Source organism: Fervidicoccaceae archaeon, from assembly GCA_038734945.1.
Taxonomy (GTDB): domain Archaea; phylum Thermoproteota; class Thermoprotei_A; order Sulfolobales; family Fervidicoccaceae; genus ARK-14.
Genome location: JAVYOA010000002.1, coordinates 78,386 through 103,938 on the forward strand (window position 1 = coordinate 78,386; position 25,553 = coordinate 103,938).

Below are 25,553 nucleotides of genomic sequence, written 5' to 3' on the forward strand. Positions count from 1 at the left end.
ATATTGGCTGAATTGAAGAAAAATAAAGAGAAAAAGGATAATACTCCCGTCGGTAGAAAAAAGGAGAACTTTAAAAAATGAGCTTTCTCTGATTTCTGTAAATAGAGCTTTTGGGGAATACTCAATGCTTTCAGGCAATAAGGAGAAGAATGCAGTACTCTCTATGCTGCAGTCTTACACAGCAGAATGGGTAAAGGAAGTATTCGGTGAGCTCACAGAGCCGCAGGTTAAGGCCATACCCCTTATAAAAAGTGGAATGAATGTCTTAATATCAAGTCCGACAGGAACTGGAAAAACGCTAGCAGCATTTCTCGGCCTGATTGATGATTTATTTAGGGCTGCCCAAGAAGGTAAGCTGGAAGAAAAAATCTACGCCGTTTATGTTTCCCCTCTCAGAGCACTGAACAATGATATAAAGAGAAATCTGATGGAGCCGATTGAAGGAATTAAAAAAATAGCAAAGGAAAAGTTTGGGATAAATCTGCCTGATCTGAGAGTTTCCGTGCGGACGGGTGATACAACACAGAGCGAGAGACAGGCAATGCTGAAGAAACCCCCCCACTTTTTGATTACAACTCCAGAATCGCTTTCCTTGGTTCTCGTTTCTCCAAAGTTCAGAGAAAAGCTCAGAGGAATAAGATGGATAATTGTAGATGAAATTCATGAGATGGCAACATCGAAGAGGGGATCTAGTCTATCTTTAATGCTAGAGAGGCTCGAATGGCTAGCTGCTAGGCCAGTACAGCGAATAGGACTAAGTGCTACAATAGCTCCTCTGACTGAAGTAGCTAGGTTTCTAGGAGGCTACAATGATGATGGCTCACCCAGACCTGTGAAGATAGTGGATGCAAGATTTAGAAAGCCATTTGATATAAAGGTAATAGTTCCCGTGAAAAATCTAATTAGAGCATCTGCTGAGGAGCTCAATGATGCCATTTATGCGAAGATAGCAGAGCTCATAACACAGCATAGGACAACCTTGGTTTTCACTAACACGAGAAGCGCCACGGAGAGAGTTGTCTACAAGTTGAAAGCAATCATGAGCAACAGCTCAATGATAAGCATGGATGATATTGAAGCTCACCACAGCAGCTTGAGCAGAAACATAAGATTGGATGTAGAGGAAAAGCTGAAGAAAGGAGAGCTGAAAGTTGTCGTTTCTTCAACATCGCTCGAGATGGGCATAGACATCGGATATATAGATCTTGTTTTGATGCTGAGCAGCCCCAAAAGCGTCAGCAGGCTTCTGCAGAGGGTTGGCAGAGCTGGACATAGGCTCACAAATGTGAGCAAGGGAAGGATCATCGTTGTTGATAGAGATGATCTTGTGGAGTGCACGGTGTTGGCAAAGGCAGCGAAGGATAGAAAGATCGATAGGGCCTCGATACCTATTAAGCCTTTGGATGTTCTCGCTCAGAACATCGTTGCCATGAGCCTTGAGAGCAGGTGGAAAGTAGAAGATGCATATAGGTTAGTCAAGAGAGCCTATCCTTATCATGATCTCACGGAGGAGGAGTTCAGAGCAGTTTTGAATTATCTTGGAGGAGAGGAGAAAAGGCTCGAGGAGAACAATGTCTATAGAAAAATTTGGTACGATCCAAATGAGGGAGAATTTGGAAGAAAGAAAGGGGCAAGGATGATATACTATTTGAATCAGGGAACAATTCCAGATGAAGCGAAAATGAGGGTCTACCTGAAGGGAAAATTCTACATAGGAGATCTAGATGAGGGTTTTGTTCAGATTCTCTCTCCAGGTGATGTATTTGTTCTAGGAGGAAAAACTTACAAATTCAAGAAGATGAAAGGAAACAGAATTTATGTTGAGGATGCCAAAGGAGAGAGACCTACAGTTCCTTCTTGGTACAGTGAAATGCTTCCTCTCGCTTTTGATTCTGCCCTACTTGTTGGCGAATTTAGGAGAAGGGTTGCTGAAGCCCTTGAGAAAAATGGAATGGATGTGGAGAGAGCAGCAGCACTTGTCTCTGAGGAAATGGATGTGGACCTGGATGCAGCGAGGGATATAGTGGAATATATAAAGGAGCAATATCTGTTCACAGGAGGAATAATAGCAAGCGATAAAACCATTCACTTGGAAATATATGATGATGAGAGGGGGAGAAATTTAATTTTTCATACCTTATTTGGTAGGAGAACAAACGATGCGCTTTCTAGAGCATATGCATTTGTGCTTTCCGAGATGCTAAGGGTTCCTGTGAGAGTAACTGTTAGTGATAACGCATTTATGCTCTCTATTGCGGAAAAGGCTGATGTGGATTTTGACAAGCTATTGGGCAGCGTAGATTCAGAAAACATTGAGGAGATCTTGAAGAGAGCCCTATCCAATACCGAGCTTCTGAAAAGGAGATTCAGGCATTGTGCACAGAGGGCTCTCATGATATTGAGAAACTACAAAGGATGGGAGAGATCTCCTCATAGAATGCAGCTGAGCGCTCAGACAATACTGGAGGCTATAAAGAATGATCATTCTAATGTGGTCTTGAGAGAGGCTTACAGAGAAGTGATGGAGGACTACATGGATGTCAGGTCTGCAAAGCTCATAGTGGAGAGGATTAGGAAAGGAGATATTGAAGTTAAGATAACTGGGCCAAGTGATTTGCCGAGCCCGTTTTCCCACCATATAATAGCTATTGGCTATCAGGATATAGTGCTCATGGAAGATAGGAGAAAGCTGCTTCTGAGTCTTCACGAAAGAGTCGTTAGAAAGCTCAAGGAAAGAGGAATTATGTAGCCTTTTCTTCTGAGCTTGTCCTTTCCTCTGCATGAGGAGACTTGGAGGATGCCCCCATTTTTCCTATGCTAACTTCCAATATAGACAGCAAATAGCCTAAGAAAGAGCCGAGGAGAAATGTGTAGAGAAGAAAGTATGAATTGTTGTAGTAGTTGTAGAGAAGTGATGCAATTATTCCAGCTCCAACATATGAGGCTACGAAGACAAACGAGGCGAAAAATACCCTGGAAAGCCAGCTGAGAAGCATTACGGCAATTGTTGCCAGTATCAAGCTTGAAGTCTCGGAAATCCTTCCGCTGGTGATCTGCTTGATGAGAAATATGAATGTAGAGTATACTAATCCTAGCAGAGCTCCTCCTGCAAAGTCGCCTCCTTTTTCAGTGAGTATTTCCCTTCTTTTTTCAAGCACATCTTCAGTCAAGACGCAAGCACCCGATGATTCTTTTGCAGTTATTAAGGCTTCTCTGTATGGTTCATCAACTCTGTTTTGTGAGAATTTTGTTCAATATATTTTTATATTCATTATGCTATCAACCTTTTCCGCAATGGGAAGTATCTACATAAGCGCGCTGAAAGCCCTTAAACTTAACTTAGCTGATGGAGAAAATAAATTGATTTTCTAAGAGTATAGCAATTTTGATTTTTATCAATTCATTTATTGGCGTGTATTTAACTCAAGTTTATAATTTTTTCATTACATTGAAAAGAGATTGAGATGGGGGATCAGTTGTGAGGGTAGGAATAATAGGTTTTGGAAACATGGGGAGTGCAATAGCAAAAAGGCTCGTGCAACAGGGATATACAGTAGCAGGATGGAACAGAACGAAGGATAAAGTAACAAAAATTGAGGGCGTTGCTCCTCTTTCCTCTCAATGGGAAGTTTTGAAGAGCTCGGATATAACTCTAGTAGTATTGAGTGATGATGAGGCTGTCGAAAGTGTGATCCTTGAAAATGGGGAAATGTTGAGCAGTTTGCCGATGGGAACTGTTATAGCAAATGTTTCTACAATAACTCCATATATGAGCATGAGGCTTTACAGGGAGCTGAAAAGAAGAGGGTTGAAGTACATAGAGGCTCCAGTTCTCGGAGGTCCTCAGGCAGCTCTCTCAGGTTCCCTAATATCTTTGATAGGTGGAGAAAGGGAGATGCTGAATGTAGCTAGAGAGGTTTTCAGGGCTGTAGCCAGAGAGATCTTCTATGCAGGAGAAGTCCCAAAGGCTGCTGCTTTGAAGCTGGTGTTTAACTCTGGCACGTTCACGGCTGTTGAATTAATTGGTGAAATGCTTTCCCTAGCATCTGCTTGGGAGATAGATACAGAGCTGGTGAAAGAAATAGCCTCAAAGACTGTCCTATCTCAACTTTTCTCCACATATTTGGAAAGAGGACTAGATCAAAAATTCCCGCCGGGATTCTATCTCGATCTTGTAGCAAAAGATCTCTCATATGCATTATTGTCGAGCAGAAAAGGAAGCAGCTTTATTCCATCCATAGCTGGGGCCTATGAAGCATATATATCTGCTGCTAGATCTGGCTTTGGAAAAAAGGATTATGCTTCCATTATAAGGTATCTTATGAGGGGGGCTAGTGAGCAATGAGCTCTGAAGATGAACTCAAGAACATTCTCAACAAGCTCATATCAGAACTTCTTTCTAGAGCATCATCTGAAAATGAGGCTTTCATATATGAGGTTAATCCGACTTCTCCCAACGGTATATATTTTTTAAACGATGGGCATTGGAAACTCTATAGAGTTGACGGGCTTCCTCTTCATCCTGGCGAGCAGGGGGATGGAATATATGCTTTCTATTTTGATAACACCAAATGTGGCGCCTGCAGGAGATTTGATAGAGAGTGGTTCCCATTTGTTGAGAAGAACGCCACAAAGGCAAAGTTCTTCATAATCCTGTGCGATTGGTTTGCAAGGGAGTGCTCAAGCAAAGCTGCTTCATTGACATTCACTCTGAATGAAGTGAGGGCTTCTCCCACGACTATCTTCTTTAAGGTTTTAGGAGGGGAAATAAAAGAACAGGAGAGGATCGAGGGGGTAGTTCAGAGACAGAAGCTGGAAGAAGTTCTGGAAAGGCTGATCAGCAAGTAGTGGATCACTCTTTGGCTCTGGATGTGAGGAGGAATGCCATTCCTACTATAGCAACGAACATTCCAGCAGCAATTGGATATGTTATGTTCTGGTTAACAATGAAATAGCTAAGGATTGTAGCACCAATCGGTTCTCCAAGTGCTATTGAGGATACAATCGAAGCTTTTTCCATTTTAAGAAGATAGTTCATAACTGTGTGCCCTCCAATCATTGGAATGATTGCCAGGAGTAGAAGATATTCCCAGCTTTTCTCACCAACAGAGAAAAAAGATATTCCATACATTTTGCCTATTATGAATACTGTGGCTGAAGCGAAGAGATAAGTGGGTACAGTATATGAGCTTAGGCTCACGTTCTTCTTCCTTGCTATCCTTCCAAGGAAGAAGTAGCCTGCTGCCATAACAGATGCTGTTCCTGAAAGGAGGCTCCCTTCAATCAATTGAAAATTGAATGGAGAAAGAAAGGGATCCATCATTATAACAATTCCAGAAAATGCTATTAGCATACCGATTATTTCCCTCAATCTCAGAAGCTCCCTAAGAAAAACTCTCTCCATTACAGCAATTACTGCAGGATATGTTACAACTATTGTAGTGCTGAGTGATACTGGAATGAGAAAGAGAGATGTCATCCAAAGCAGGAAGTGCAACCCAAGAAATGCCCCGGAGAGAAGTGAGAAGAGGGAGAAGCTGAATGGGTTATTCCTCTCAATTACGATCGAATATAATGCTATTATAGCTGAAGATATGAAAAGTCTCCAGAAAGCAGCATGAAATGCTGTGACTCCTGATAATAGAACAAGAACTGAGGCTGAAGATATGCTGAGCCAGGCTATAAAGAGAAGTGCCGTTGTCTTTCCAACTTCCCTCTGCTTCATTCTTTTTCCCACAGAGCATAACTTTACAATTGCTTTAGAATTCAGAAAACAGTATAATTGAATAACTATAGTGAAAAATAAATAAATCGATCTACCATTCAATAACGATATAGCGGGGGTGCCCGAGCATGGTCAAAGGGGTCGGACTTAGGCTCCGATGGAGGAGTCCTGCGTGGGTTCAAATCCCACCCCCCGCACTCAATATAGTAGAGGATTACCGTTCATGAGAATGAAGAAGAATTAGAACTCCCTTGCTCCAAATGTTATTAATTTGTTTGAAATCAATGTTGAAACCAGAGGTATATTTGGAAATGAGAGAAAGCTGTGAGGGTGCTGCAGTTTTTATAAATCCTGAAAGCAATGAAGCAGTTGCTTCTCTGGAGATTCTTTGGAAGGAAGCAAAAGAAATTGATTTGAATCTTTTTGTCGCAGAGGAAAGCCTGAACGGTAGAGAAAAAGAGATCAACTTACCTGTTTTTCCGTTAGAAAAGATTAAGCCCTGCTGGAGCATTATAGTTGGGGGGGATGGTACTCTTCTCAAAGCAGTGCGATTCGATAGAATAAGAAATTCTGTTATAGCAACTGTGGGCTCCGGCAGGAGGTGCTATTACTTTGATATAACAACAAGAGAAATTGAGGGTCTTTTGAAGAGATTGGTGAAGAGAAATTTCATCGAGCAACATCTTTGGATGCTGGAAGCTAAAGGAGATGGGTTTAGAGAGAACTTCCTGAACGAAATAGTGATACATGGGGGAAGCATTAAAGTAATAGAGCTCAGAATATCAATAAATGGGGATGAGCTCTACAGACTTGCAGGAGATGGGGTAATAATAGCAACATCTTCTGGTTCTACAGCCTACAGTTTAAGTGCAGGGGGACCAATAGTAGATCCCCTTCTTTCTTCAATTGTAATCACTCCTCTCAGCTCCATGTCCCTTCATGCTAGACCAATAGTAGTAGATCCTTTTTCCACCATAGAAGTTGAAGTTCTGAAGAGAACAGGAAAAGAGAGAATGATCGTTGATGGTCAAGTTGATTTTCCAGTCCCAAGCAAAGTTGGAATTAGCCTTAACGAGGTACCATTGAGAATTGCCAGAGTAAGGTGGATGAGGTTCTATGAAAGAGTTCTCAGAGGAAAATGCAGTAATAATTTTTGATACAGCTGCCTTTCTTGCAGGCCTTCATCTGCTGATTGGAGGAAAAGTTGTTACAGTTGAAGAGGTGATCCAGGAAGTTAAAGACTCATACAGCGCTTCCAGGCTAGAGTACGGTGTGGAGGCAAACAAGGTGGAGCTATTGGAAGTGGGAAGGATCACGGTATCCTCAATCATTCCTGATGAGCTCCGTAGCAAGTTGAGCAGAACTGATCTGAAGATACTCCAGCTAGCTTATGAAATGAAGAAAAAAGGAAAGAATGTTGTTGTACTAACTGATGACTATGCTCTCCAGAAATCGCTTCTATTTTTGAAAATTGATTTTAGGCCAGTAAGGCATAGAGGCATAAAGGAAAAAAAGATTGACTAGCCCGTTATTTTGTAAATAATCACTGCTACAAATATCTTATCCGTGCTTGTGCTGTAAATAGGATCAACAACGATCCTGAATGGCTGCAGGTCATGGAATGGTTTGTCTTCTATTGTTGCGCCACTCACAAAGTCAATGAAGCTCACGTTCCCATGTATATCGAGGGGAGTGCCCCTCATTATTGAGGTATCGTTCATGTGATATACAGCATCTATCATCATTCTATATATAAGAGTGCTTTGCACGAGGGGATCTGTCCAGTTTGGTCCAACAACAGGATAGTTTGTACCCTGATATGGTATTGACTGAATAGCAAAGTAGGGAGAATATGCTGTGAGGTTTAGCCTTCCGCCAATTCTAAGCATCCATATGGACTTAGGTATATCTGCAAGTCCCACTGTTCCAGTATATATAGAGACGTATGGTCCTATTACCCAACTATCATTTGCTACCTGGTATGCTCTGAAAACATCAAAGACAGCAATATATGTATTGTTGGCAGGAGCTTTGAAGTCATTGAGTGCAATGCCTATGGTTTCATTCTCATTCTGGGCCGTGAGGGCCTGGGCAAGAAGTGCTATCTGTGTTCCGTTGATTGTTGCACCATCTGCTACTGTAGCCCTCCCAGTCATTACTGGGATCCAGTATCCGTAGTCCCACCAGGGCATGAAAACGCTGTTGGGTGCTGTTTCATTCTTTATCACATCAAGCGCATATATCCATGCCTTGTTTTCAACAGCCAGCCCTATTCCTCCAGAGAGTATGAGAGGAGGTGCCCTTGCCTGAACAATTGTTGTTGAGAGCTGAAATCCTCCAATAACTATGAGAAAGATCAAGATGCTGGTCCATACTATTATTCCTATTTCATCCACTTTTCTTGCATATTTCTTAGCTTTTTTCTCCTTCGTCTGCATCTGTATTGAAGCCTCGCTTATTCCAAAGCTCTTCGTGAGCAATTGCGATATGGGAGCTACACCCATGCCTCCTATAGCCGAAAGCATTGTGGCAACGAACATCAGCAAGTAAGATGCTCTGAGTCCCATGTATGTCACCAGGGGGACTAGGAAAACGAAGAGAATGTTGATTGGCTGTTTTTTCATGATAAATAGCCCATATACAAAGTAGACCCATGACAACAGCAATCCAAGAGCTGTCAACCTTATCATCATTGATAAGCTGAGTGTTTGGTGCTCAGAGACAGAGGCAACAAGTGGATTGTTTGTCTCTATTCCGAGAAAATAGTAGGCTCTTCCTGAAATGTCCAATAGGTTGAAGTAAATTGCAGTTAAACCCAACATGCCTACAGCAAGCAAGGTTCCTAAATATATAGTTCTCCAGGAGAGCTTTTCCTTTTTTCCGAAGGGGGTTCTGCCTAGAATATAATGCTCTGCAAATGCGATTGAATAGAGGGCGTAACCTCCAATTAGGAAGAGGCCTGCTCCTTTGATTATTGCAACGAAGGAGACCGTTGGGGAAGTTGACTGAACTAGAAGAGAGATCAAAAGAAAAGCACCGAGAAATAGCTCTTCTCTCTTTTCTGGCTGCTTCACAATTGGATAGAGACCCATGAAAATTCCTAGGATTAGGTCCACTATCTGGTATCCTCCCCAGCTCCAAGCAACCAGAGATAAAACAATTGCCGAGGTGATGGTATAGATCCACTTGCTCCTGTAAGCAGATGACTTTATCATTTTCACAAAGAGAAATAATCCAAGCAATATTGTCGGCTGGACCATTCCCAGCTTAACGAAGAAACCAGCATTTGTTCTATCAAGCGTTCCTGGAATAACGGCAGCAATGAAGGCTGAAAAGATGCCGGCTAGCTCGCCTCCGATCTCCCTGGCTAAAAGATATGAGAATAGAACGATGAGGGCTCCTGCTATTGGGGGTTGGAGAACTGACCACTGCAGAACGGAGAGCCCAAAAATCTTTGCTATAGGATACGTTAGAGCTGCGAGCATCATGTTGAAAGGATAGTCCGTATTGGTTATATCCCTTCCCCATGGGTACCAGAAAATGTGTGTAGCATTGTTAGATGCTGTGAGAGTGTACCAAGACGATATTCCATGCTCAACCAAGTAATTTGTGCCCCAGTACATAAAGTAGGGATCGGCCTCATCCAGATAGTAGCCATATAGGAAAATTCTTTGGATTCTTATGTAAAATGCAAGAAAAGCTATGAGAATGGAGATAATTGCTCCTAATATCTTTCTCCTTCTATAAAGCTTGTCGAGAAATGATAGCTTGGTCTCACTACTTTCCTTGGTTTTTTGCATTTTCGACATACTGCTCTCCTTAATTTTAGTGCTTTTTATCAATGAATATTAAAGTGGTTATATTGTTTTGCTGAAATCTCAAAAAGCTTTTTGTGCTTCGGTTGTCTAACTATTTTTAAACTTTTTCAGACCTACCTAATAATTTGGGGAAGCTGATCTTGAGCCTGGCCTTCGAGCTTAGGTATGAAATGATCACTTTGGAAGCGAAATTCGATTATTACATAGACGTTCTCAAAAGGGCCAGGGAGACAGCGGAGATTAAGGGAAAGAGTGGAAGTGCTGAAACAAACATATGGATACCAACGAAGGAAGTTCTGGATATTGCCTTGGTAAGAATGTCTATAGCTAAAAAAGCTGTGGAAGATGGAAGGAGAGGAGCTATACCATTCTCGCTGGCAGCAGCACAGCGCGAGCTTGAATCCCTCAGATATCAAATAGAGGGGAAGACCTGCCTTCCTTTTATAAAGAAAACAATAAATGTAGCAATAAGCGATATAATAATGAGCATAAATTCTGTAAGGAAGAAGGGAGAAGGCTTCTCAATTTAGCATGTCTCCACTTTGTTAGAGATTTGCTTGTCCAAACACAATTTTCCGGAGAGGACATCTCTGGCTTTCCTGCTCGCATAGAACAACTTCGAATTTTGTTAGGAACCTATCAAGACCATCGCAATAAGCAGAGTAACCCCTTTCAGCTTTCAGAACTTTCATGAGTGGGCAGCTGCTCTTGGGCTGCCTCTCAAGCATGTTGAGCATAAGGTCAGGCTTCTTGCTTATTATAGCTTCCTGCGGACCAGCCGCCTTATAGAACCTGCATGTTTTATAGCCTTCTCCGTCGCATTTTCCTCTCTCGTACATATCTGCTCCAAGAGAACCCAGAGCAGGGCTAGTGCACATTCCATTTTTGAAGTAGGGGCAGGGCATTCTTATCCCTCAGACGCGGGTTCGTTCTATCATAGACACTATCTCATCCCTTGATAGCTTCATCATTGGTTATTTTTTCTTTGAAATCTGGGCTATATTAGATCTTCTCTCTCAATGTTTACACATCCGTAGCTTGAACAAATAAGTCTTGGAACAAGCGTGTAACCTCTTCTTCCAAGTAAATAAGTGAAGCTTCTTTCCTCAATTTTGTTTTTATCATACACAAGCAAGATTGGTTGACATCCTTCGTCTATGCATGCTATTTTTTTTCCCAGAAGCTCCCAGCCACTCCAAAGCATCCTGAGCACTGTGCTCTCATCTATGGCAGTAGACCAGGTCATGAACCTGTAGAGAAGAAGAGATAGGGAAGAAAGAAAGAGGGGGGAGTCAAGTTGTTTTCCCGTACCTATCATGAGTTTCCAATAGGAACTTGAAACAAATTTTATCAGAGGAAAGTTGCTTCCAGAACCTGTATAGGATGCCTCCGCTGGCAAATGAGCAATCCATGAATGCTGCGATCTTATTGCTTCGACGTCCCTGTTTGTCAGCCAGTCTCCCCCAACAATAATAGTTTTTTCGTTTAGAAGATTCTCGCTGAGCAAATGGTCAATGGGAGTTTTTCCAGTCTTTTCGATGGAGCTAAAAAGCTCCTCGGAAGTCAGAAGTGTTTTTACAACAAAATAAAAATTGCTTTCTTCAAATCGTCTCTTCAATTTTTCTATATCGTTTTCATTTAAGCTTGAGACTCTTTCTATAAAGATCCCTTCTATGCAACCACTTTCCCTCATTTTTTCCTCTGAGAGTGATGCTTCCCGCTGCTCCAGAATGTTCATGCTTTCAGAATTCAGGGGACAGATAAGGAGAATATCTTCTTTTTTCCCATTGCTCCTCCTAATTCTGAATATTCCTCCCCCCCATCCAAGTATTAAGGAATCTCTGAAAAATGAGCGTTCGGTTGAGGAATCTATGCCATGAGAACTTATTGGAAAATCAGAAGAGTCTGAGAAACCATTGAAAAATGACTGAACGACAAATCCCTTTCTGCAGTCAAGAACCGTTCCACTCCTATCTCCTCTTGAGAAGCTAAGTCCTTCGTGGTCAATAAGCAATCTTTCAGCCTTAATCATCTTTGGTATTCCACGGCTTAGTCCAATTACTCCTGAGCAGCTCTCAAGCTGAATTGGAAGATGAACCAATGGGGGATCACCGATTGAAAACAGTGCTGCTATTGGAAAAATACTCGGCGATATTTTTAAAAAAAGATCATGGAATTCTGCTCAATATTATTTTAGCTGAGCCATTGTATTTGTGTATCTCCATGCTCATATCATGTATTCTATAGCTGCATACAGGGCACTTGTAATACGTTGATACTTTTTTCATCCCATTTCCGAATGTTTCCGTCTCCATTGAGAATTCCATCGTTGTGTGGCATCTTGGGCAGTTCATTAGCTCTTTGCTTAGCAACTCTCACACCTCTCATTTCCAAGTTTTCTGCTTTTGCCGTCCTCACTCACAAGAGTTTTGGACTCCCCAAACTAATAACTTTTTTTAGAAAAATAAGAGGTATGCAGGGAAAAGATAAGAACGGTATTCTGTTGATTCAAGAGGGGCGGGAGTTTGAGAAGGGATCTATTGAAGGATATTGCAATTGAAGTGGACTGCTGGAAGAATCCTGTTGGGAGTGTGGATATCATAGGAGATATTGCTATTCTCAGAATTCCTACCTGGATATATAGAGTTGAGGAAGATTGCCTCTCGAAAATTGCTGATTCTTTTCTAAAGAGAATTCCATATATAAAGAGTGTTTGGCTTTCAGCATCTCCAGTACTGGGAGAGAAGAGGACAAGGGAGCTGAAGCATCTTGCAGGGGAAAGGAGAACAGAAACCATATACAGGGAGCATGGGATTTCCTTCTTAGTTGATATTTCAAAAAGCTATGTTTCTCCTAGGCTAAGCTACGAGCATTTAAGAATAGCAAAGCTTGTAAGAGATGGAGAAGTTGTAACTAACTTTTTCTCAGGTATAGGAGGTTTCTCTCTTGTTATAGCGAAGAATTCAGGTGTAAGGCTTGTTAACTCGATTGATATAAACAAGGATGCCGTTGAAATGCAGAGAAAGAGCATTGAACTGAATGGCTTAGAGGGAAAGGTAAGAGTCTTTCTTGGTGATGCGAGAGAAATCTCCAGATTATTTTTAAAGGGTTCCTCGGATAGAGTTCTCTTTCCTTTGCCAGGAATAGATGAGAGTTTCTACAGAGCAGCAGTCGAGGTTCTGAGAGGAAATGAGGGTTACTTTCATGTATACGAGTTTGTGAATGTCAAGCAAAGTGAGGATGAGGCCATAGAGAGGAAATTCGATGATATTGGTAAAACGCTCCTCAGGCTTGGTTGGAGATCGGAATTAGTTTTCTTCAGAAAGGTTAGATCCGTTGGTCCTAGAAAGATACAAGTTGCAATGGACATTTTCTTGAGGAGAGTCTAAGTTTCTAATATAGTGGGAGCAATTCTCAATATTAAAGGGGAAAATTATTTTCTTCTGAAAATAGCGGCAAAGAATCCTATTGTATCGTGGAAGCCCGGAACAAATCTTGCCACAGGATGATCTGTAAGCTTTGATTGAGGAAAGGGGAAATTTGGATAGACCGGCTCCAGAGGTAGATTATTCAGGGCCCACTCAACTTGCCCCTCATTCTCCTCATATGACAGAGTGCACGTTGAATAAGATATGAGCCCTCCAGGCACAGTTATTCGTGCTGCTTCCTTCAGAAGCTGTCTCTGAAGGCTAACCAAGTTCCTTAAATCTTTTTCATTGAATTGAATGGAGAGTCTAGGTCTATTTCCAAGTCCTGTGCATGGGGGATCCAAGATGGTAATATCGGCCCTTATTTGAGGATGATCGAGAGATATGAATCTAGAGTCACCTTTTAAAGCTATAACACTAGAAGCTCCTATTCTGCTGAGCTCCTTCTTCAATCTAAGTATCTTATTTTGAGTATGGTCAAACGCATAATAGATCCCTTTCCCCCCAGTAATTTCATACAGGTGACCAATCTTTCCTCCTGGAGATGCTGTCATATCAACAAATATCCTGCCAGCTGGAGGATCAAGCATCCTGATTAGAAGCATGGACGGATAGGATTGATCAGTTATTATTCCCCTGCTGTAGGAATCAAGCTCCCTCACCTTGGGCATCTTGTATAGAGAGGAGACTACTTTTACTGCTATGCCCCTAGACCTTCTGTTCACTTCGTTTGGCTCTATCAATAAGATTCCTTTTGCTACAGGAATACCGTTTTCATCGGTTACAGTCACTTCATCACCCTTGCGAGCATTGATTAGTTTCTTCAAGCCAGGAAGATAGAGATCAGCTCCAAGCATGACTCTTTCAGCAGCTTCCCTCTCAGCAACCGCTATTTTCTCTGAGGGTTGAATTGGGTCTCCTGGTAAAACCTCGATATAAATTGCCTCGTCGAGTAATCCAGATTTCCTAGCCTGTATTCCCTCAAGCTTGAGAACCTCAATTGCTTCATCTGTGGATAACTTCAATCTGTTTATTCTCAGGAAGTATTTTCGCATGGGCTGAAACAATGAGCATAGCAGTCTCTTCGTGCTTATCCCATAAGCAGAGGAAACTGATTCGAGCGTGTTCTTTAGAGTTTTGGAGGAACCCAGATCACTTTCAAATCTCTCGCATAGATCAGTCAACTTCCAACTCCTCTAAGATCCTCGAAAAAGGGATTGCTCCCTCTCTTACTAACTTTATCTCATTCCCTGTTACATCTATTATCGTAGATGGTTTCCCAATCTTAGAAGGACCAGAATCGATTACCACGTCTACATCTCCTATTTGCTTAAGAGCACTCTCTGCTGTAGTTGGAGGTTCTCTTCCAGATATGTTCGCACTGGTCCCAACTATCATTCCTCCAATGAAATCAGCGAGGATTCTTGGAATAGGATGATCGGGGACTCTTATGGCTATCTTTCCCTCCTCATCGAGGAATTGGCTCAAGAAATTGATTGCTGGATATATTTTAATTGTTAGGCCTCCTGGCCAGAACTTCCTAGAGAGCTTCAGCATTGCGTCATTGGTCTGCGCTATTCTGAGAGCAACATTGATGCTTGAAATCAGAATTGGAAGCGGCTTTGCCTCCCTCTTTTTGAGCTCATATATTCTATTAACAGCATTTCTATTCGTCACATCGCATCCTAGACCATATACAGTATCCGTTGGATAAATGGCAATACCCCCTTTTGCAAGTATTTTTCCTGCTTGCTCAATTTCTCGGAGGGTTGCTCTAGCTGGATCAATTTTTAGGAAAAGCATTCAGTTCACCTTTCCCAGTTGATTCCAAATTGAACCATAGCTCATGTTTTTTATATGAGAGGGATTTTAAGCATGTGTGAACTTGCTCCTTTCAGCTGCTGTTATCAGCTTCTCCCCTTCTTTAGCTATTGATAGGGCTCCATCAATAGTTAGCCCAGCCTTCAAATATAGATCGCTGAGCGATTTCAGAACATCGTTATCTCCGCTGACCATAACCGTTATTAAGTAAATATTTTTCCAAGATGTATCCCTTCTCATCGTGAATTTATCCTCTCCGTCAGTTATAAGGAAAATAAATGCTCTGTTATTTCTCATTTGCTTGCCTACGTCCTCTAGAGCAACTCCCATCGCCTTTTTTATGTCTGTTCCTCCATTTGAGGCAATTTTAAGAACAGCCTCAATCATGCTGGGAAAAGAGCTCATTGGATTGTTGTACGGATATGGTTCCGAATCAAACATTCTCATAAATACGCTCATTCCCCTCATGTAGGCCAACCTTATGAAGAAGAGAGCTATGCTTCTAGACCAAATCAGCTTATGCCCTGACATAGATCCGCTCTTGTCCAGCAAAACATAGAGAATTCCTTTTTTGCTGATCTCCTTCTCTAGTGATATGAGACCTTCTCCATAGTATTTGGAAATGAAAAGATCTCTGGGCAGAGAGAACTCTCTGGGAAGGGCTCTTTCGATTTTCTTTGTCCTCCTATAGCCTCCAATTTCTTCGCCATGGAGGCTTGTTTCCTTCTTCATGTGTACGGTTTTTGGAAAGACATCAGTGAGCTTCTGAAGCAAATCGATAATTTCCTGTGCTTCCCTTACCTGCATTATGAGTTCTGTTAGATCAAGCAATCTTCTCACATCACCCTTTTCTCTGCTTGCTCCCCCACTGAAGCCTATGTCCTTGAGCTGTTTTGCTCTAGAAGTATAAGCTGAGGCCTGAGAGAGAGCCTGAGCCATAGCTCTTTCAGCTGTTTCCCTATCAGCAAGCTTCTCCTCTATTTGAATTTCTCCCTCCTTCTCTTTTTGAGCTTGGGGTGCGGCTTGTCCGCTCATGACATCCTTTTTTTCGCTTTTTCCACCATTCTCCGTCTCCTGTAGCTGAGGTCTTTTTCCTTTGCCTGGGCCCTCGAGCTCTCCTCTCCCCCCTTTGCCTTCACTCACTGAAGTTGTCAGGCTTTCAATCAGCTTTCTGAGGAACACTGTTGAGAAGATAAGTGACGTATGTTCATCCAATACTGTTGAAGCACGAGCTTTCATGAAATCGTTTGACGTCATGTATCTGTAGAAAATTAACCTTGCATTTTCAAGAAGCTCATCATTATTGTGATCAGAGAGCATTGGATGAGCTGAATAGTGAAGGAAGAAAGCATCGGTAGAAAGCAGAGTCAAACGCTCATTTTTCGAGGCTTGTGATGCTAGATCTTCTGGCAGCAATGAAATAATAAGCTTGGATATTACATTGTATATGTAATCCTTGTTAGTTATATTCAGAAGAAGATTTTGAAGCTCAGTCATTTTTGCTCTGTTCCTCTTTTAGCTTGGAAATTAGGTTTCTTGCCTCAATGACCTTCTCCCTCAAGCTGGAACTATACGATTCAAGCCTCCGGCTTTCACTTGCTCTCTCCAGAATAAGCTCTGATTTAGAGAGAACATCATCCAGCGCTCTTACATTTGATTCTGCTGGGACTGCTCTGGTTCTGCTGATTATATTGGAGAGCTCTGCTTCCAGAGTTTTGATTTGTCTTATCTTATAATCGTAGGATGAGAGGCCTACTTTGGCAAGAACTTCCTCAACCTTCTTAACTTCATCCTCTGTAGATGGTGCCGTTAACCTTATGGCATCTCCCAAAGAGTCAAGAGAAACGGTGCTTTCTCTATATATGAATGATATAGCAGAAGCCACAATCAGGGTCTTAACTTTCCTCCTATCGCTGAGCTCTATTGCCGAGCTCTTCAGCTCCGCAAGCACTTCCATGTATTTGTTGATAAAGGAGTCATTAGAAATGAGTTCTCTTGCTCTAGTTTTAACAATTTCCTGGATTCTCCTTATCTCCTCTGAAGTCAGAATGGGCTGAACCTCCCTATATTGATTTGTCTCAAGCAGTATGCCCTTCTCTAAAAGCTTTCTCCATGAATCGAAGCCCACGTTTCCATGGAAGTCCCTTATTGTTAACCTGTCATAGAGAGCAGCATCCTCGCTTTCAAGACTAACCTCGTTTGTTGCTGTATATATCGTCAATATTGGAGCTCTTATATATTCACTTCCATTGAAAACTCTCTTGTATAGTATTATATCCAGCAAGAAGTTTCGAATAGCGCTTGACGATCTGAATATTTCATCGAGGAATATAACCTCAGCCTCGGGAAGTCTCCCCCGTGTAATCCTAACATACCTTCCCTTTCTCAGGGCTGCAACATCTATGGGACCAATCAGCTCATCAGGTTCTGTGAATTTTGTTAATAAATAGTAAAAATACTTGGCGCTTATCAGCATTGAGAGGAGCTCAACAAGCTTTGTTTTTCCTGTTCCTGGAGGCGAGATGAAAACTGCCGGCTCACCGGAAATGAGCGCAGAAATCGCTGCCGTAACTTCTTTTTCTCTCTCAACAAGCTGCTGGTTCAGGCTATTTCTCAATGAATATATCTTCTGACTCAGAACTTCGTATTCATTCATTCCGCATTATCCTCTTTTTATTATATTTTTCAGTTAAGGGATTAATTTAAAATTGATATATAAAGAATGAAAGTTTTCTCACCTCTTCTGATATTGATGACCTCCTTCTAAAGAGATAAAGCTTCAGTTTGTAATTGAGATATGCTAGTAGAATTTTCGATATAACTTTATAACTTTCAAATTACCTGCTTTATAACTAGCAGGAGGTGCAGGACCTGCTAATATGGAACTTATAGGGCTGGAGCTGATGTTTGTTTGGTTCCTCAGAAAAAAATTTATAGGAAGAAAATTTCTGTGGCAATAGACATACTTAGCGAAATATCTGAGAAGATGATAGCTGATAGAGATAAAGTGATAAAGCTCCTGAAGGAAAAATATGAAGAATATAGGATATCGCCTTTCAGGGGGATCGCGCAGCCAGAGGATCTTTATGACAAGGAAATGGCAACTCTCTACGTTGTTGGAAAATATGGCATGGGTTTGGACGAGGATTATCCAGAGATATTCGAAAGGGTTTTTGAAAAGGAAAAGAAGTATGAAGCTTTTATTAATGCTATTATCCCCGAGCAGGGGAATGGAGATTCCAGAGCTAGACTGCTTGAAAAGCTAGGTTCCAGCGAGCTGTCCAGCAATGACGTTGCCAGAATTCTAAGGATCGTCTTCACAAAGGTAATTTTTGGCTTTGCCCAAGACGATGAGCTATTGAACCTAATGAACAAGATTGAGAAGTTCTTCCCGGAAAATGCAAAGGATGTTAGAAATTTCAAGAGATTCTTTATTGGTTTCAAGCTTGCTGAAATGATAGCAACAGGAGAAATAAGGAGCAGGGTTGAGAAGGAAGCAATGAAGCAGGCACTAGTTCTCAAGCTTGGAAGCGGAAAAACAGCACCTGATGATAAATATGTTTCAGTAATTGCGAGAAAAGTATTCAAGGTTCCTGGAGAAAAGATTGAGAAGCTTTTGAGCTTGGGGGAAAGTGGTGAAGAGTCAAGGAGGAGTAGAGGGGAAGAGGTTGCGACTGATAAAAAGGCTGACGGCTAATTCGGCTAAACTGAGTGTTGAGAACTCACCAATACCTCCTGTGAACTTGCAGGAAGGGGAGGTTCCAATAAGAATGGAAAGAGTGCTTCTATCCCCCTTAGATCATTTAGCTATTCAAGGAATGCTTCAGAGAAGATACTTGGGAACTTTTGGATTTGGAAAAGTGCTGGAGAGAACTTCTCAGGACATACCTGAAACAGCAACAATTTACCCAGCTAGCTGTGAGCACTTTCCGCTAATAGGGAGGGAGGGGACAGGAAGTGAAATATATCCCTATCCAGCAAAGATGATAAAGCATCCCAGAAAGTCTCTTGAGCTACCTGAAATGCAGTTCATATTCGACTCGGTTTTTACCATGGCTCATCTCTCAGAAGGGCAAATTCTCATAGTTGGAGGGGAAGGTCTACAAACAGTTCTGTTGAGCAACGTGCTCGAAAAAGCATATCTTGTTGGAGTGAAGAAGAGACTTAAGGGCATGGGAAACATCACTCTTCTTTCTGAAGATGGGATCCTCAATACAAAGTGGGACACGGTTGTGCTTAATAGCTTGAACTTGACTAGGGCAATTAACTTATTGAGAAAAATAAGGTGGAAGAAAATAGTAATTAACCCGCTTTCTGCATGTCTCTCAAGGCTCGTTCCTATCCCGCTCAATGGATCCTTTTCAGCTATTGTTGCCTTTCCATCGATCCTCAACGAGGTTTCAGGAGATTATGAAACTATGCAGAAAGCTGTGAACGAGAGCGGAATGCATGAGGAAATTTCATTGAGGGAATTGAATAGTGAAATTTCTGCTCCATATGTAACAGTGCTGATGAATGGTGAGTGAAGCTGAGAGAGTGTCGCAAATCTATGAAGATTATGAGCATTTTTCTACCTCTGTTGAATTCAAGTATATTGATCTACTCAATAGTCATTTACCTTTTATCTCTAAGTTTCATTCTTTTCATGCGATATCTGATGATCTATATCATTACAACACTCACCCTTTCCGCTTTTACTAACGCATTACTTTCAGTTATTGTCTATAGAAGTAGGGAAAATTACAGAGAAGATCTCTTATACGCTTCTGTCCTCTCCTTTCTAACGGCTGGAGGATACTGTGCAGTGAAAATGAGAGAAATCGATCAAAATGTTAGTTCTAGATGGATGTGGGCCACGATTGTTGCTTCGCTTGGATTCATGACATCTTTCTGGATGTATTACTTTCTAGATAAATGGTGCATCAGGTCGTATATAGATGATTTTTCCTTCTCTGTTTGAGAACTCGCATAGCATAAAACCTCATTTTCAAGCTGAAGAATTATTCCTGTCAACTCTGGCTAATTGAAGATGTTTTTGTCTGAGAAGCAAATGAAAAATGTTGAAAAAAGAGATCTCGTATAAAAGTTATAAAAGGACATGTTGGGCTTAACTATTCTACAGCACTTGGAAGTGTGAAAAATCAAGGTTTCCCAACCGGTTGGGGAAGGTGAAAATGTTTGGAAAAGTTTGGAAAAGTTCAGGATGCTTTTTCCCATGCAGAGAATGAAAAAATAAGAATAAGGGGATGGATATATAGAAAGTTTCATGTCGGAAAGAAGATTTTTCTATGGGTTAGAGATTCAAGCGGTTACATACAGTGCGTTGTTGAGGAGGAGAAGGTTGGAAATAACATATTTGCTCAGTTTGAAGAAGCAAGAAGAGAGAGCAGTGTTGAGATTGAGGGAAAAGTGAGAGAAGATCCGAGGGCGCCGGGTGGCAAGGAAATTGAAGTGTCGTGGGGAAAAGTTGTAGGATACAGCGATGACTTTCCAATCAAGGGAGGAGAGGGAGTAGAGTTCCTTTTGGATAATAGACATCTCTGGTTAAGAAGCATGCAGCTCACATATGTTATGAAGATAAAGCACTCAGTTTTGAAGCTACTTAGAGAGTTCTATGTGAATGATGGATGGTATGAGACAACACCTCCCATATTAACATCTTCTGCTGTTGAAGGAGGAGCTACCCTGTTCAAGGTAGACTATTTTGGGGAGCCTGTTTATCTCAGCCAGAGTGCCCAGTTTTATTTGGAAGTCCTCATATATAGCCTAGAGAAGGTCTTCTCGATAACTCCAAGCTTTAGAGCTGAGAGATCAAGAACGAGAAGGCATCTCTCTGAGTACTACCATTTCGAGGTTGAAGCTGCATGGATGGACATGGATGAGCTCATGAAAGTCACGGAGAAAACAATTGAGTATGTAGTACAGGGCGTTTTGGATGAGAGAAGTAGAGAGCTTGAATTGTTAGGAAGAAATGTGGAAGCTCTGAAAAGGGTAAAGCATCCCTTTCCAAGAATATCTTACACTGAAGCTATTGATATCCTTAGAAGAGAGGGAGTGCAGATAAACTGGGGAGATGATTATGGAGCAGATGAGGAAGCTCTGCTCACGAGAAAATTCGAAACTCCGTTTTTCATAACGCATTTTCCCAGAAGCATAAAGCCTTTCTACATGAAAGTAAGTGAGAATGATGAAAGAGTAGTCAAGGGTTTTGACCTGCTTGCACCTGAGGGCTATGGAGAAATAGTTGGAGGAAGCCAAAGAGAGGATAACTATGAGGTTCTTCTGAGCAGAATAAAGGAGCAGGGCTATGATCCGAAGGACTACTACTGGTATTTGGATCTGAGGAGATTTGGAAGCGTTCCACATAGCGGATACGGCCTTGGTGTAGAGAGAGTGACGATGTGGATATCTGGTCTGGAGCACATAAGAGATGCTATACCATTTCCCAGGTTCAGAGATAGAACAAAACCATAGATTTTTTGGAGGAACGAATTTGAGGCTCTGTGTCCTCTATACGGGAGGAAAGGATTCAACATACGCACTTCATCATGCAATCGTTTCTGGACATGAAGTGCTCTGTATATCTGCCGTTCAGCCTGCCTCGGAGGATTCCATGCTATTTCATGCTCCTGGAATCAAATACTTGAAGTTCTATGAAAATGCGTTCGGAATACCATCATATGTCATGAGCGGCTCAGGAAGAGAAGAAAGTGATCTGGAAGAGCTTCTGGTAAGGCTCAAGAGGGATTTTGAAATAGATGGAGTAGCTGTAGGTGCTATAGATTCTGATTATCAGTTCATAAGATTTTCATCAATTCTTCGTAGAAATGGTCTAAAGCTATATGCGCCTCTCTGGAGAAAAGATCAGGAGGAATATATGAGGAGACTACCAAGAGAAGGCTTTCATTATATTATCACAAAGATATCGACTTATGGCCTTCCACTTGAGTTTATGGGAAGAGAAGTAGATATGGAAATGACAGAGAAGATAATTCAGCTATCGAGAAAGTTCGGTTTCAATCCTGCATTCGAAGGAGGAGAAGCTGAAACGATGGTGATAGATGCACCTCTCATGAAATGCAGAATGGAGCTTCAGGGTAATATCGTGAGAGTCAGCATGTTCGAGGGGTATTACTCTATTTATTATATAAATTGCTTGAATAAGAGGATATAAGCTCGGAATAACCTTAAAAATCCTTTTGATGTATTAATGGCATGAAGATGAAGGGTCAACGAGATGGAACAGGCTGAAGAAAATCAGGAAAAAAATATGGAGGATATAATCGTAGGAAAGCACGTATATGGCAATCTATATTCAATGGACGAAGAACTTCTAGGAAATGAGGAGTTCCTTCGAAATGTTATGATTGAAGCTGCCAAGATCGCCAATGCTTCGATCGTAGAAGTTAAGAGCTGGTCTTTTCCAGGCAAGAAGGGTGGGGTTAGCGTAATAATTCTTGTAACAGAGAGCCATCTAGCCCTTCATACCTGGAAAGAGTATAACTATGCTACGCTGGACATCTACACATGTGGAGAGCATACGAGGCCTGACAAGGCATTTGAATATGTAGTAGATGCTCTGAAGCCAAAGAAGGTTGTCAAGCACAGGACTTTGAGATTGAGCAATATTGAGGCAAACAGATCCTTCTGAAGAAGTTTTTGAAGTTGAAAAAATTTGAATTTTTTTGCTGAAATCCCTTTTTTCCAAATTAGTAGAAAGAGATGTCTTTTGAGATTTTTCAGAAGAGATATAAAATCAGCGCCGGGGGGAGGGCTCGAACCTCCGGCCACCGGGTTAACAGCCCGGCGCTCTACCCGCTGAGCTACCCCGGCTATTTGCTGAAAAGAACTTAGACATAAAGGATATTTTAAGATTTACTCCTAACTAGATCTTTGTATATTAAGATAAGGGAGAATATCATGAGAATTGGTGTCCTTTCGGATACTCACGACAATTTGTCTCTTGCTCTCAAGTGGGCAGAGTTCTTCAAAAAGGAAAATGTGGATTTGTTGATTCATCTTGGAGACAACAACTCCCCCTTCATTTTCAAGAATATCTTCGATAAGTTCCAAGGCAGGGGATACTCAATTATGGGAAACAATGATGGAGACAGGATGCTTATGGTCAGACTTGCAGGCGCCTTCAATATAAAAATAGCTGAAGGGATAATGGTTCAGGAGATTGATGGGATGAGGTTTGTCCTCATGCATGGGTTTGGATCGCCGGAGCAAACAAAGCTGATTGTGGAATCGCTAGCCAAATCCAACAACTTTCAAGCCGTTCTATATGGTCACACACATGAAGCGGCTGTTGAAAAATTTGGGAATGTTCTCGTCTTGAATCCGGGAGAGGGGGGAGGAATTCTCACCGGAAAAGCCAGTGCCGCCATTCTGGAGACAAAACCACTCACAGCCAAGCTAGTTTATCTCTAGAGGGGGGCAGCCATAAGATAAGCGTCTTCCCCATCACTATAGTATCCTTCAATTACCTTTATTTTCCTGAAGCCCAGCTTCTCATAAAGCCTAATTGCCGGGTCATTGGACACACGAACCTCGAGGTAGACTTCTTTAGCACCATAGTCATCTCGCATGCTGCTCATTCCTCGCCTCATCAGTTCCTCACCTATTCCTCTTCTCCTATATCCTTCGAGAACTCCTATTGAAACGACATGCCCCTTCTTGACTATCAGCTTTCTAATGTAGCCTAGCCCAGTTTCAATTCTGTTCATTATGTAACCTACTATCTTTCCTTCAACTTCTGCCACAAAAAATGCCTTTCCCCAATTATCGAGATGAAAAACAAAGAAATATTCAGGGTAATTTTCCGGAAGTGTCTCAGCATTTACTTTTATAATTTGAGGAAGATCCGATTGGGTAGCATTTCGCACAATATAGATCTTCTTTTCCGAAGATTCCAACTCCAATTTTCCACACTTCCTCAGTGCTTTAGGTACTGCAACAGATATACTATTAGCAGCAATGTAGAGATAATTGCTGTTACTATTAAAAGATTTCTAGATATTTCTTTTGATGAACCCCAGAGAATTGGAATCGGCCCAATAAAAATTATACCACCGCTCTCAATTTCCCCACTGCTTCTAAGAGCGAGAGCTATTCCTCCTATCAATATAATTGCGAAGCCCACAAATATTAGGATCATCCCAATTGACAGGAGATCTCGCTCGATCAAGCTTTTTTCCCTTATTTTATTTTTAATCGTGTTCCCTAAAAAAATTGTCTTCAATTTCTATTTCTTTTTTTATTCCATTGAACCACTCTATCTTTATAGCCTTTCTCGGACAAAGTATAACACATGCGTAGCAAGCGATGCATTTTCTGCTGCTAGCTTTTACCTCGTTTGAATATATCGATAGAGCGTTGGTTGGACATATCTCGACGCATAACCCACAATTGTTACAGCTTCTTTCAATCACTACCTTTTTCTTTGGAAATAATGTTATAGTTCCCTTTATTGGATGAGCGTTTCGGAATTCACGGATTTTCATCCTTCCTCCTCACCTCTACTGCATAACATCCTTAGCATGCTTCTCACTGGTGATCTCAGCAATAATCTTTGAAGCCTTATGAGATCGAATCTGCTTTCCATCTTCTCCTCCATTATACTTCAATAGCAGCCTCTTCTTAAATTCCCTGAATTTTTGACCGGATGCTCCTTTGCTTTCTAAAGCATTTACCCTTATGCATTTACATCGCTCATGTTCAATTAATGAATCTAACTTAATAGGGCTTAGCGATTGCTAAGTCTATGCCCTTCTCTTTTTTGTGGGAATGTGAAGATGATGCTCACAGTTGGATTTTCAAGCCTTGAGCTCTAGCTCTCCAATTGTAAAAATTTCCTGGAATATTTGTGGTCTTGAATGGAGCTGTGTATACTTTATGCATGGCTAATTTTAGATTCTTCCGAACCAAAATTGAATAGAGAAGGCTTCTCCACGCTATAGCAATAAAAATCAATTAACCTCAATGAAGATCTATTTTTTTGAGAATTGCTGTATGATTTTTCTCTTTATTGACCACCTCAGCTTGTCAAGATAAGCGCCAAGCTGAGAAACACTCAGAACTGGAAGGAATGAGTTCCTCTCAAATGCTTTCCAAAAGCCCTCTATTCCCTCTTCAAGATCCATATCTATGAGAGTTTTGAATGATCCGATGCCTGCTAGCGTATGGGCATCACTGTTTGCTAGACAAGCCTTTCCCTTATCTTTAGCGTACTTGTAAGCTTTCCTATTGGAAATATATGAGGATGAGGCATTGAAGCACTCCATAGCTCTAAAGCTATTTGATAAGATCTCTAGTCCCATTTCACCAATTCCTCTTCTCAGCCTATCGAAAGGATGTGCTGGAACGAGTAAACAGCCAAAGCTCTCAGCTAACTGGATCAATTTATCGAGAGGTATGTTCCTCTCTATTTTAACAGGAGTCATGCAGTAGATGAGAACATCTCCCATTGAAGTTCTAACTTCGCTTCCAGGAACTAAAAGGATTTTCAGTTTCTTTTCCTCGACTTTTCTCATCGCTTCAATGGATCCCATGAATGTATCATGATCTGTTATCGATATTACCTCCAATCCTTTTTTGAGAGATTGAAGGAGAATTCTCTCTGGCTCTGGCTCTCCATCACTGTATATGGAGTGCATGTGCAAATCTGCTCTCACTTTGGGCAATTTGCATCCTCTTTCTTCGGAAATTTCCTTCGAGTTAAGTTTTTTACTGATCGGAGTTTAAAGGATCTTTGTCAGG

At 41.4% G+C, this 25,553-nt stretch carries 27 protein-coding genes and 2 tRNA genes; 15 read left to right on the plus strand and 14 right to left on the minus strand.

The genetic code is table 11. The features are described 5' to 3' along the window. The first annotated feature begins 124 nt into the window (after window positions 1-124). A complete protein-coding gene (locus QXR92_01640) occupies window positions 125-2,749 on the plus strand; it encodes an ATP-dependent helicase (GenBank protein MEM0318712.1) in 2,625 nt (874 codons plus the stop codon). On the opposite strand, the gene QXR92_01645 is transcribed toward QXR92_01640, so the two are convergent. After that, entirely contained in the window at window positions 2,742-3,170 is a 429-nt protein-coding gene (locus QXR92_01645; GenBank protein ID MEM0318713.1) for a hypothetical protein, read from the minus strand. The two genes, QXR92_01640 and QXR92_01645, sit on opposite strands and share 8 nt — an antisense overlap. A gap of 308 nt (window positions 3,171-3,478) precedes the next feature. On the opposite strand from QXR92_01645, the gene QXR92_01650 reads away from it, so the two are divergent. Further along, window positions 3,479-4,345, plus strand: coding sequence for an NAD(P)-dependent oxidoreductase (locus QXR92_01650; protein MEM0318714.1), 867 nt, complete (start codon window positions 3,479-3,481; stop codon window positions 4,343-4,345). Further along, window positions 4,342-4,848, plus strand: a complete 507-nt coding sequence (locus tag QXR92_01655) for a hypothetical protein (GenBank protein ID MEM0318715.1) — start codon at window positions 4,342-4,344, stop codon at window positions 4,846-4,848. The genes QXR92_01650 and QXR92_01655 overlap by 4 nt, the downstream gene beginning before the upstream one ends. A 4-nt stretch (window positions 4,849-4,852) precedes the next feature. On the opposite strand, the gene QXR92_01660 is transcribed toward QXR92_01655, so the two are convergent. Beyond that, window positions 4,853-5,725: a DMT family transporter gene (locus QXR92_01660; GenBank protein ID MEM0318716.1), complete on the minus strand. Its 873-nt coding sequence runs from the start codon at window positions 5,723-5,725 to the stop codon at window positions 4,853-4,855. 112 nt (window positions 5,726-5,837) lie between these two features. Between QXR92_01660 and QXR92_01665 the strand changes: the two genes are divergently transcribed. The 3 genes from QXR92_01665 (at window position 5,838) to QXR92_01675 (ending at window position 7,249) form a co-directional block, all read left to right on the plus strand. Continuing rightward, window positions 5,838-5,922: transfer RNA gene (locus tag QXR92_01665), tRNA-Leu, on the plus strand. Window positions 5,923-6,036: 114 nt separating this feature from the next. Next, window positions 6,037-6,882, plus strand: a complete 846-nt coding sequence (locus tag QXR92_01670) for an NAD(+)/NADH kinase (protein ID MEM0318717.1) — start codon at window positions 6,037-6,039, stop codon at window positions 6,880-6,882. Continuing rightward, window positions 6,842-7,249 (plus strand): hypothetical protein, encoded by a 408-nt coding sequence (locus QXR92_01675; GenBank protein MEM0318718.1) that lies wholly within the window; start codon window positions 6,842-6,844, stop codon window positions 7,247-7,249. Before QXR92_01670 ends, QXR92_01675 begins: the two co-directional genes overlap by 41 nt. Here the strand turns inward: QXR92_01675 and QXR92_01680 are convergent. Next, a complete protein-coding gene (locus QXR92_01680) occupies window positions 7,246-9,534 on the minus strand; it encodes an STT3 domain-containing protein (GenBank protein ID MEM0318719.1) in 2,289 nt (762 codons plus the stop codon). The two genes, QXR92_01675 and QXR92_01680, sit on opposite strands and share 4 nt — an antisense overlap. 149 nt (window positions 9,535-9,683) lie before the next feature. Between QXR92_01680 and QXR92_01685 the strand changes: the two genes are divergently transcribed. Then, window positions 9,684-10,073 (plus strand): hypothetical protein, encoded by a 390-nt coding sequence (locus tag QXR92_01685; protein ID MEM0318720.1) that lies wholly within the window; start codon window positions 9,684-9,686, stop codon window positions 10,071-10,073. Window positions 10,074-10,088: 15 nt separating this feature from the next. On the opposite strand, the gene QXR92_01690 is transcribed toward QXR92_01685, so the two are convergent. The 3 genes from QXR92_01690 to QXR92_01700 all read right to left on the minus strand — a co-directional run bounded on the left by QXR92_01690 (window position 10,089) and on the right by QXR92_01700 (window position 11,915). Next, entirely contained in the window at window positions 10,089-10,448 is a 360-nt protein-coding gene (locus tag QXR92_01690; protein MEM0318721.1) for a hypothetical protein, read from the minus strand. Window positions 10,449-10,540: 92 nt separating this feature from the next. Continuing rightward, window positions 10,541-11,644, minus strand: a complete 1,104-nt coding sequence (locus QXR92_01695) for a hypothetical protein (protein ID MEM0318722.1) — start codon at window positions 11,642-11,644, stop codon at window positions 10,541-10,543. A gap of 67 nt (window positions 11,645-11,711) precedes the next feature. Beyond that, window positions 11,712-11,915: a hypothetical protein gene (locus QXR92_01700; protein ID MEM0318723.1), complete on the minus strand. Its 204-nt coding sequence runs from the start codon at window positions 11,913-11,915 to the stop codon at window positions 11,712-11,714. 153 nt (window positions 11,916-12,068) lie between these two features. On the opposite strand from QXR92_01700, the gene QXR92_01705 reads away from it, so the two are divergent. After that, a complete protein-coding gene (locus QXR92_01705) occupies window positions 12,069-12,932 on the plus strand; it encodes a hypothetical protein (protein MEM0318724.1) in 864 nt (287 codons plus the stop codon). Window positions 12,933-12,976: 44 nt separating this feature from the next. Here the strand turns inward: QXR92_01705 and QXR92_01710 are convergent, their stop codons facing one another. From QXR92_01710 to QXR92_01725, 4 genes are all read right to left on the minus strand, one after another. Further along, window positions 12,977-14,155: an RsmB/NOP family class I SAM-dependent RNA methyltransferase gene (locus QXR92_01710; protein MEM0318725.1), complete on the minus strand. Its 1,179-nt coding sequence runs from the start codon at window positions 14,153-14,155 to the stop codon at window positions 12,977-12,979. Continuing rightward, a complete protein-coding gene (locus QXR92_01715) occupies window positions 14,148-14,774 on the minus strand; it encodes an L-threonylcarbamoyladenylate synthase (GenBank protein ID MEM0318726.1) in 627 nt (208 codons plus the stop codon). The genes QXR92_01710 and QXR92_01715 overlap by 8 nt, the downstream gene beginning before the upstream one ends. Window positions 14,775-14,840: 66 nt before the next feature. Then, window positions 14,841-16,289, minus strand: a complete 1,449-nt coding sequence (locus QXR92_01720; protein ID MEM0318727.1) for a VWA domain-containing protein — start codon at window positions 16,287-16,289, stop codon at window positions 14,841-14,843. Beyond that, window positions 16,282-17,448, minus strand: a complete 1,167-nt coding sequence (locus tag QXR92_01725) for an AAA family ATPase (protein MEM0318728.1) — start codon at window positions 17,446-17,448, stop codon at window positions 16,282-16,284. The genes QXR92_01720 and QXR92_01725 overlap by 8 nt, the downstream gene beginning before the upstream one ends. Before the next feature lie 255 nt (window positions 17,449-17,703). Here QXR92_01725 and QXR92_01730 point away from each other — a divergent pair, with 255 nt between their 5' ends. The 6 genes from QXR92_01730 to speD all read left to right on the plus strand — a co-directional run bounded on the left by QXR92_01730 (window position 17,704) and on the right by speD (window position 22,443). Next, window positions 17,704-18,489 (plus strand): DUF2192 domain-containing protein, encoded by a 786-nt coding sequence (locus QXR92_01730; protein MEM0318729.1) that lies wholly within the window; start codon window positions 17,704-17,706, stop codon window positions 18,487-18,489. Next, window positions 18,428-19,318: a hypothetical protein gene (locus QXR92_01735; protein MEM0318730.1), complete on the plus strand. Its 891-nt coding sequence runs from the start codon at window positions 18,428-18,430 to the stop codon at window positions 19,316-19,318. Before QXR92_01730 ends, QXR92_01735 begins: the two co-directional genes overlap by 62 nt. A 131-nt stretch (window positions 19,319-19,449) precedes the next feature. Next, window positions 19,450-19,752, plus strand: coding sequence for a hypothetical protein (locus QXR92_01740; GenBank protein MEM0318731.1), 303 nt, complete (start codon window positions 19,450-19,452; stop codon window positions 19,750-19,752). Between the two features lie 218 nt (window positions 19,753-19,970). Continuing rightward, window positions 19,971-21,266, plus strand: a complete 1,296-nt coding sequence (asnS, locus tag QXR92_01745) for an asparagine--tRNA ligase (GenBank protein ID MEM0318732.1) — start codon at window positions 19,971-19,973, stop codon at window positions 21,264-21,266. A gap of 19 nt (window positions 21,267-21,285) precedes the next feature. Then, complete coding sequence (locus QXR92_01750) at window positions 21,286-21,966, plus strand: diphthine--ammonia ligase (GenBank protein ID MEM0318733.1); 681 nt, start codon at window positions 21,286-21,288, stop codon at window positions 21,964-21,966. 63 nt (window positions 21,967-22,029) lie between these two features. Beyond that, window positions 22,030-22,443 (plus strand): adenosylmethionine decarboxylase, encoded by a 414-nt coding sequence (gene speD, locus QXR92_01755; protein MEM0318734.1) that lies wholly within the window; start codon window positions 22,030-22,032, stop codon window positions 22,441-22,443. 109 nt (window positions 22,444-22,552) lie between these two features. Here speD and QXR92_01760 read toward each other — a convergent pair. Continuing rightward, window positions 22,553-22,625 (minus strand) — tRNA-Asn (locus QXR92_01760). Window positions 22,626-22,712: 87 nt separating this feature from the next. Here QXR92_01760 and QXR92_01765 point away from each other — a divergent pair. Next, window positions 22,713-23,225, plus strand: coding sequence for a metallophosphoesterase (locus QXR92_01765; protein ID MEM0318735.1), 513 nt, complete (start codon window positions 22,713-22,715; stop codon window positions 23,223-23,225). Here the strand turns inward: QXR92_01765 and rimI are convergent. The 3 genes from rimI to QXR92_01780 form a co-directional block, all read right to left on the minus strand. After that, window positions 23,222-23,716, minus strand: a complete 495-nt coding sequence (gene rimI, locus QXR92_01770) for a ribosomal protein S18-alanine N-acetyltransferase (GenBank protein ID MEM0318736.1) — start codon at window positions 23,714-23,716, stop codon at window positions 23,222-23,224. The genes QXR92_01765 and rimI overlap by 4 nt on opposite strands. Window positions 23,717-23,730: 14 nt before the next feature. Then, window positions 23,731-23,982: a DUF131 domain-containing protein gene (locus QXR92_01775; protein MEM0318737.1), complete on the minus strand. Its 252-nt coding sequence runs from the start codon at window positions 23,980-23,982 to the stop codon at window positions 23,731-23,733. 802 nt (window positions 23,983-24,784) lie between these two features. Continuing rightward, entirely contained in the window at window positions 24,785-25,468 is a 684-nt protein-coding gene (locus QXR92_01780) for a PHP domain-containing protein (GenBank protein ID MEM0318738.1), read from the minus strand. Window positions 25,469-25,553: the final 85 nt, after the last annotated feature.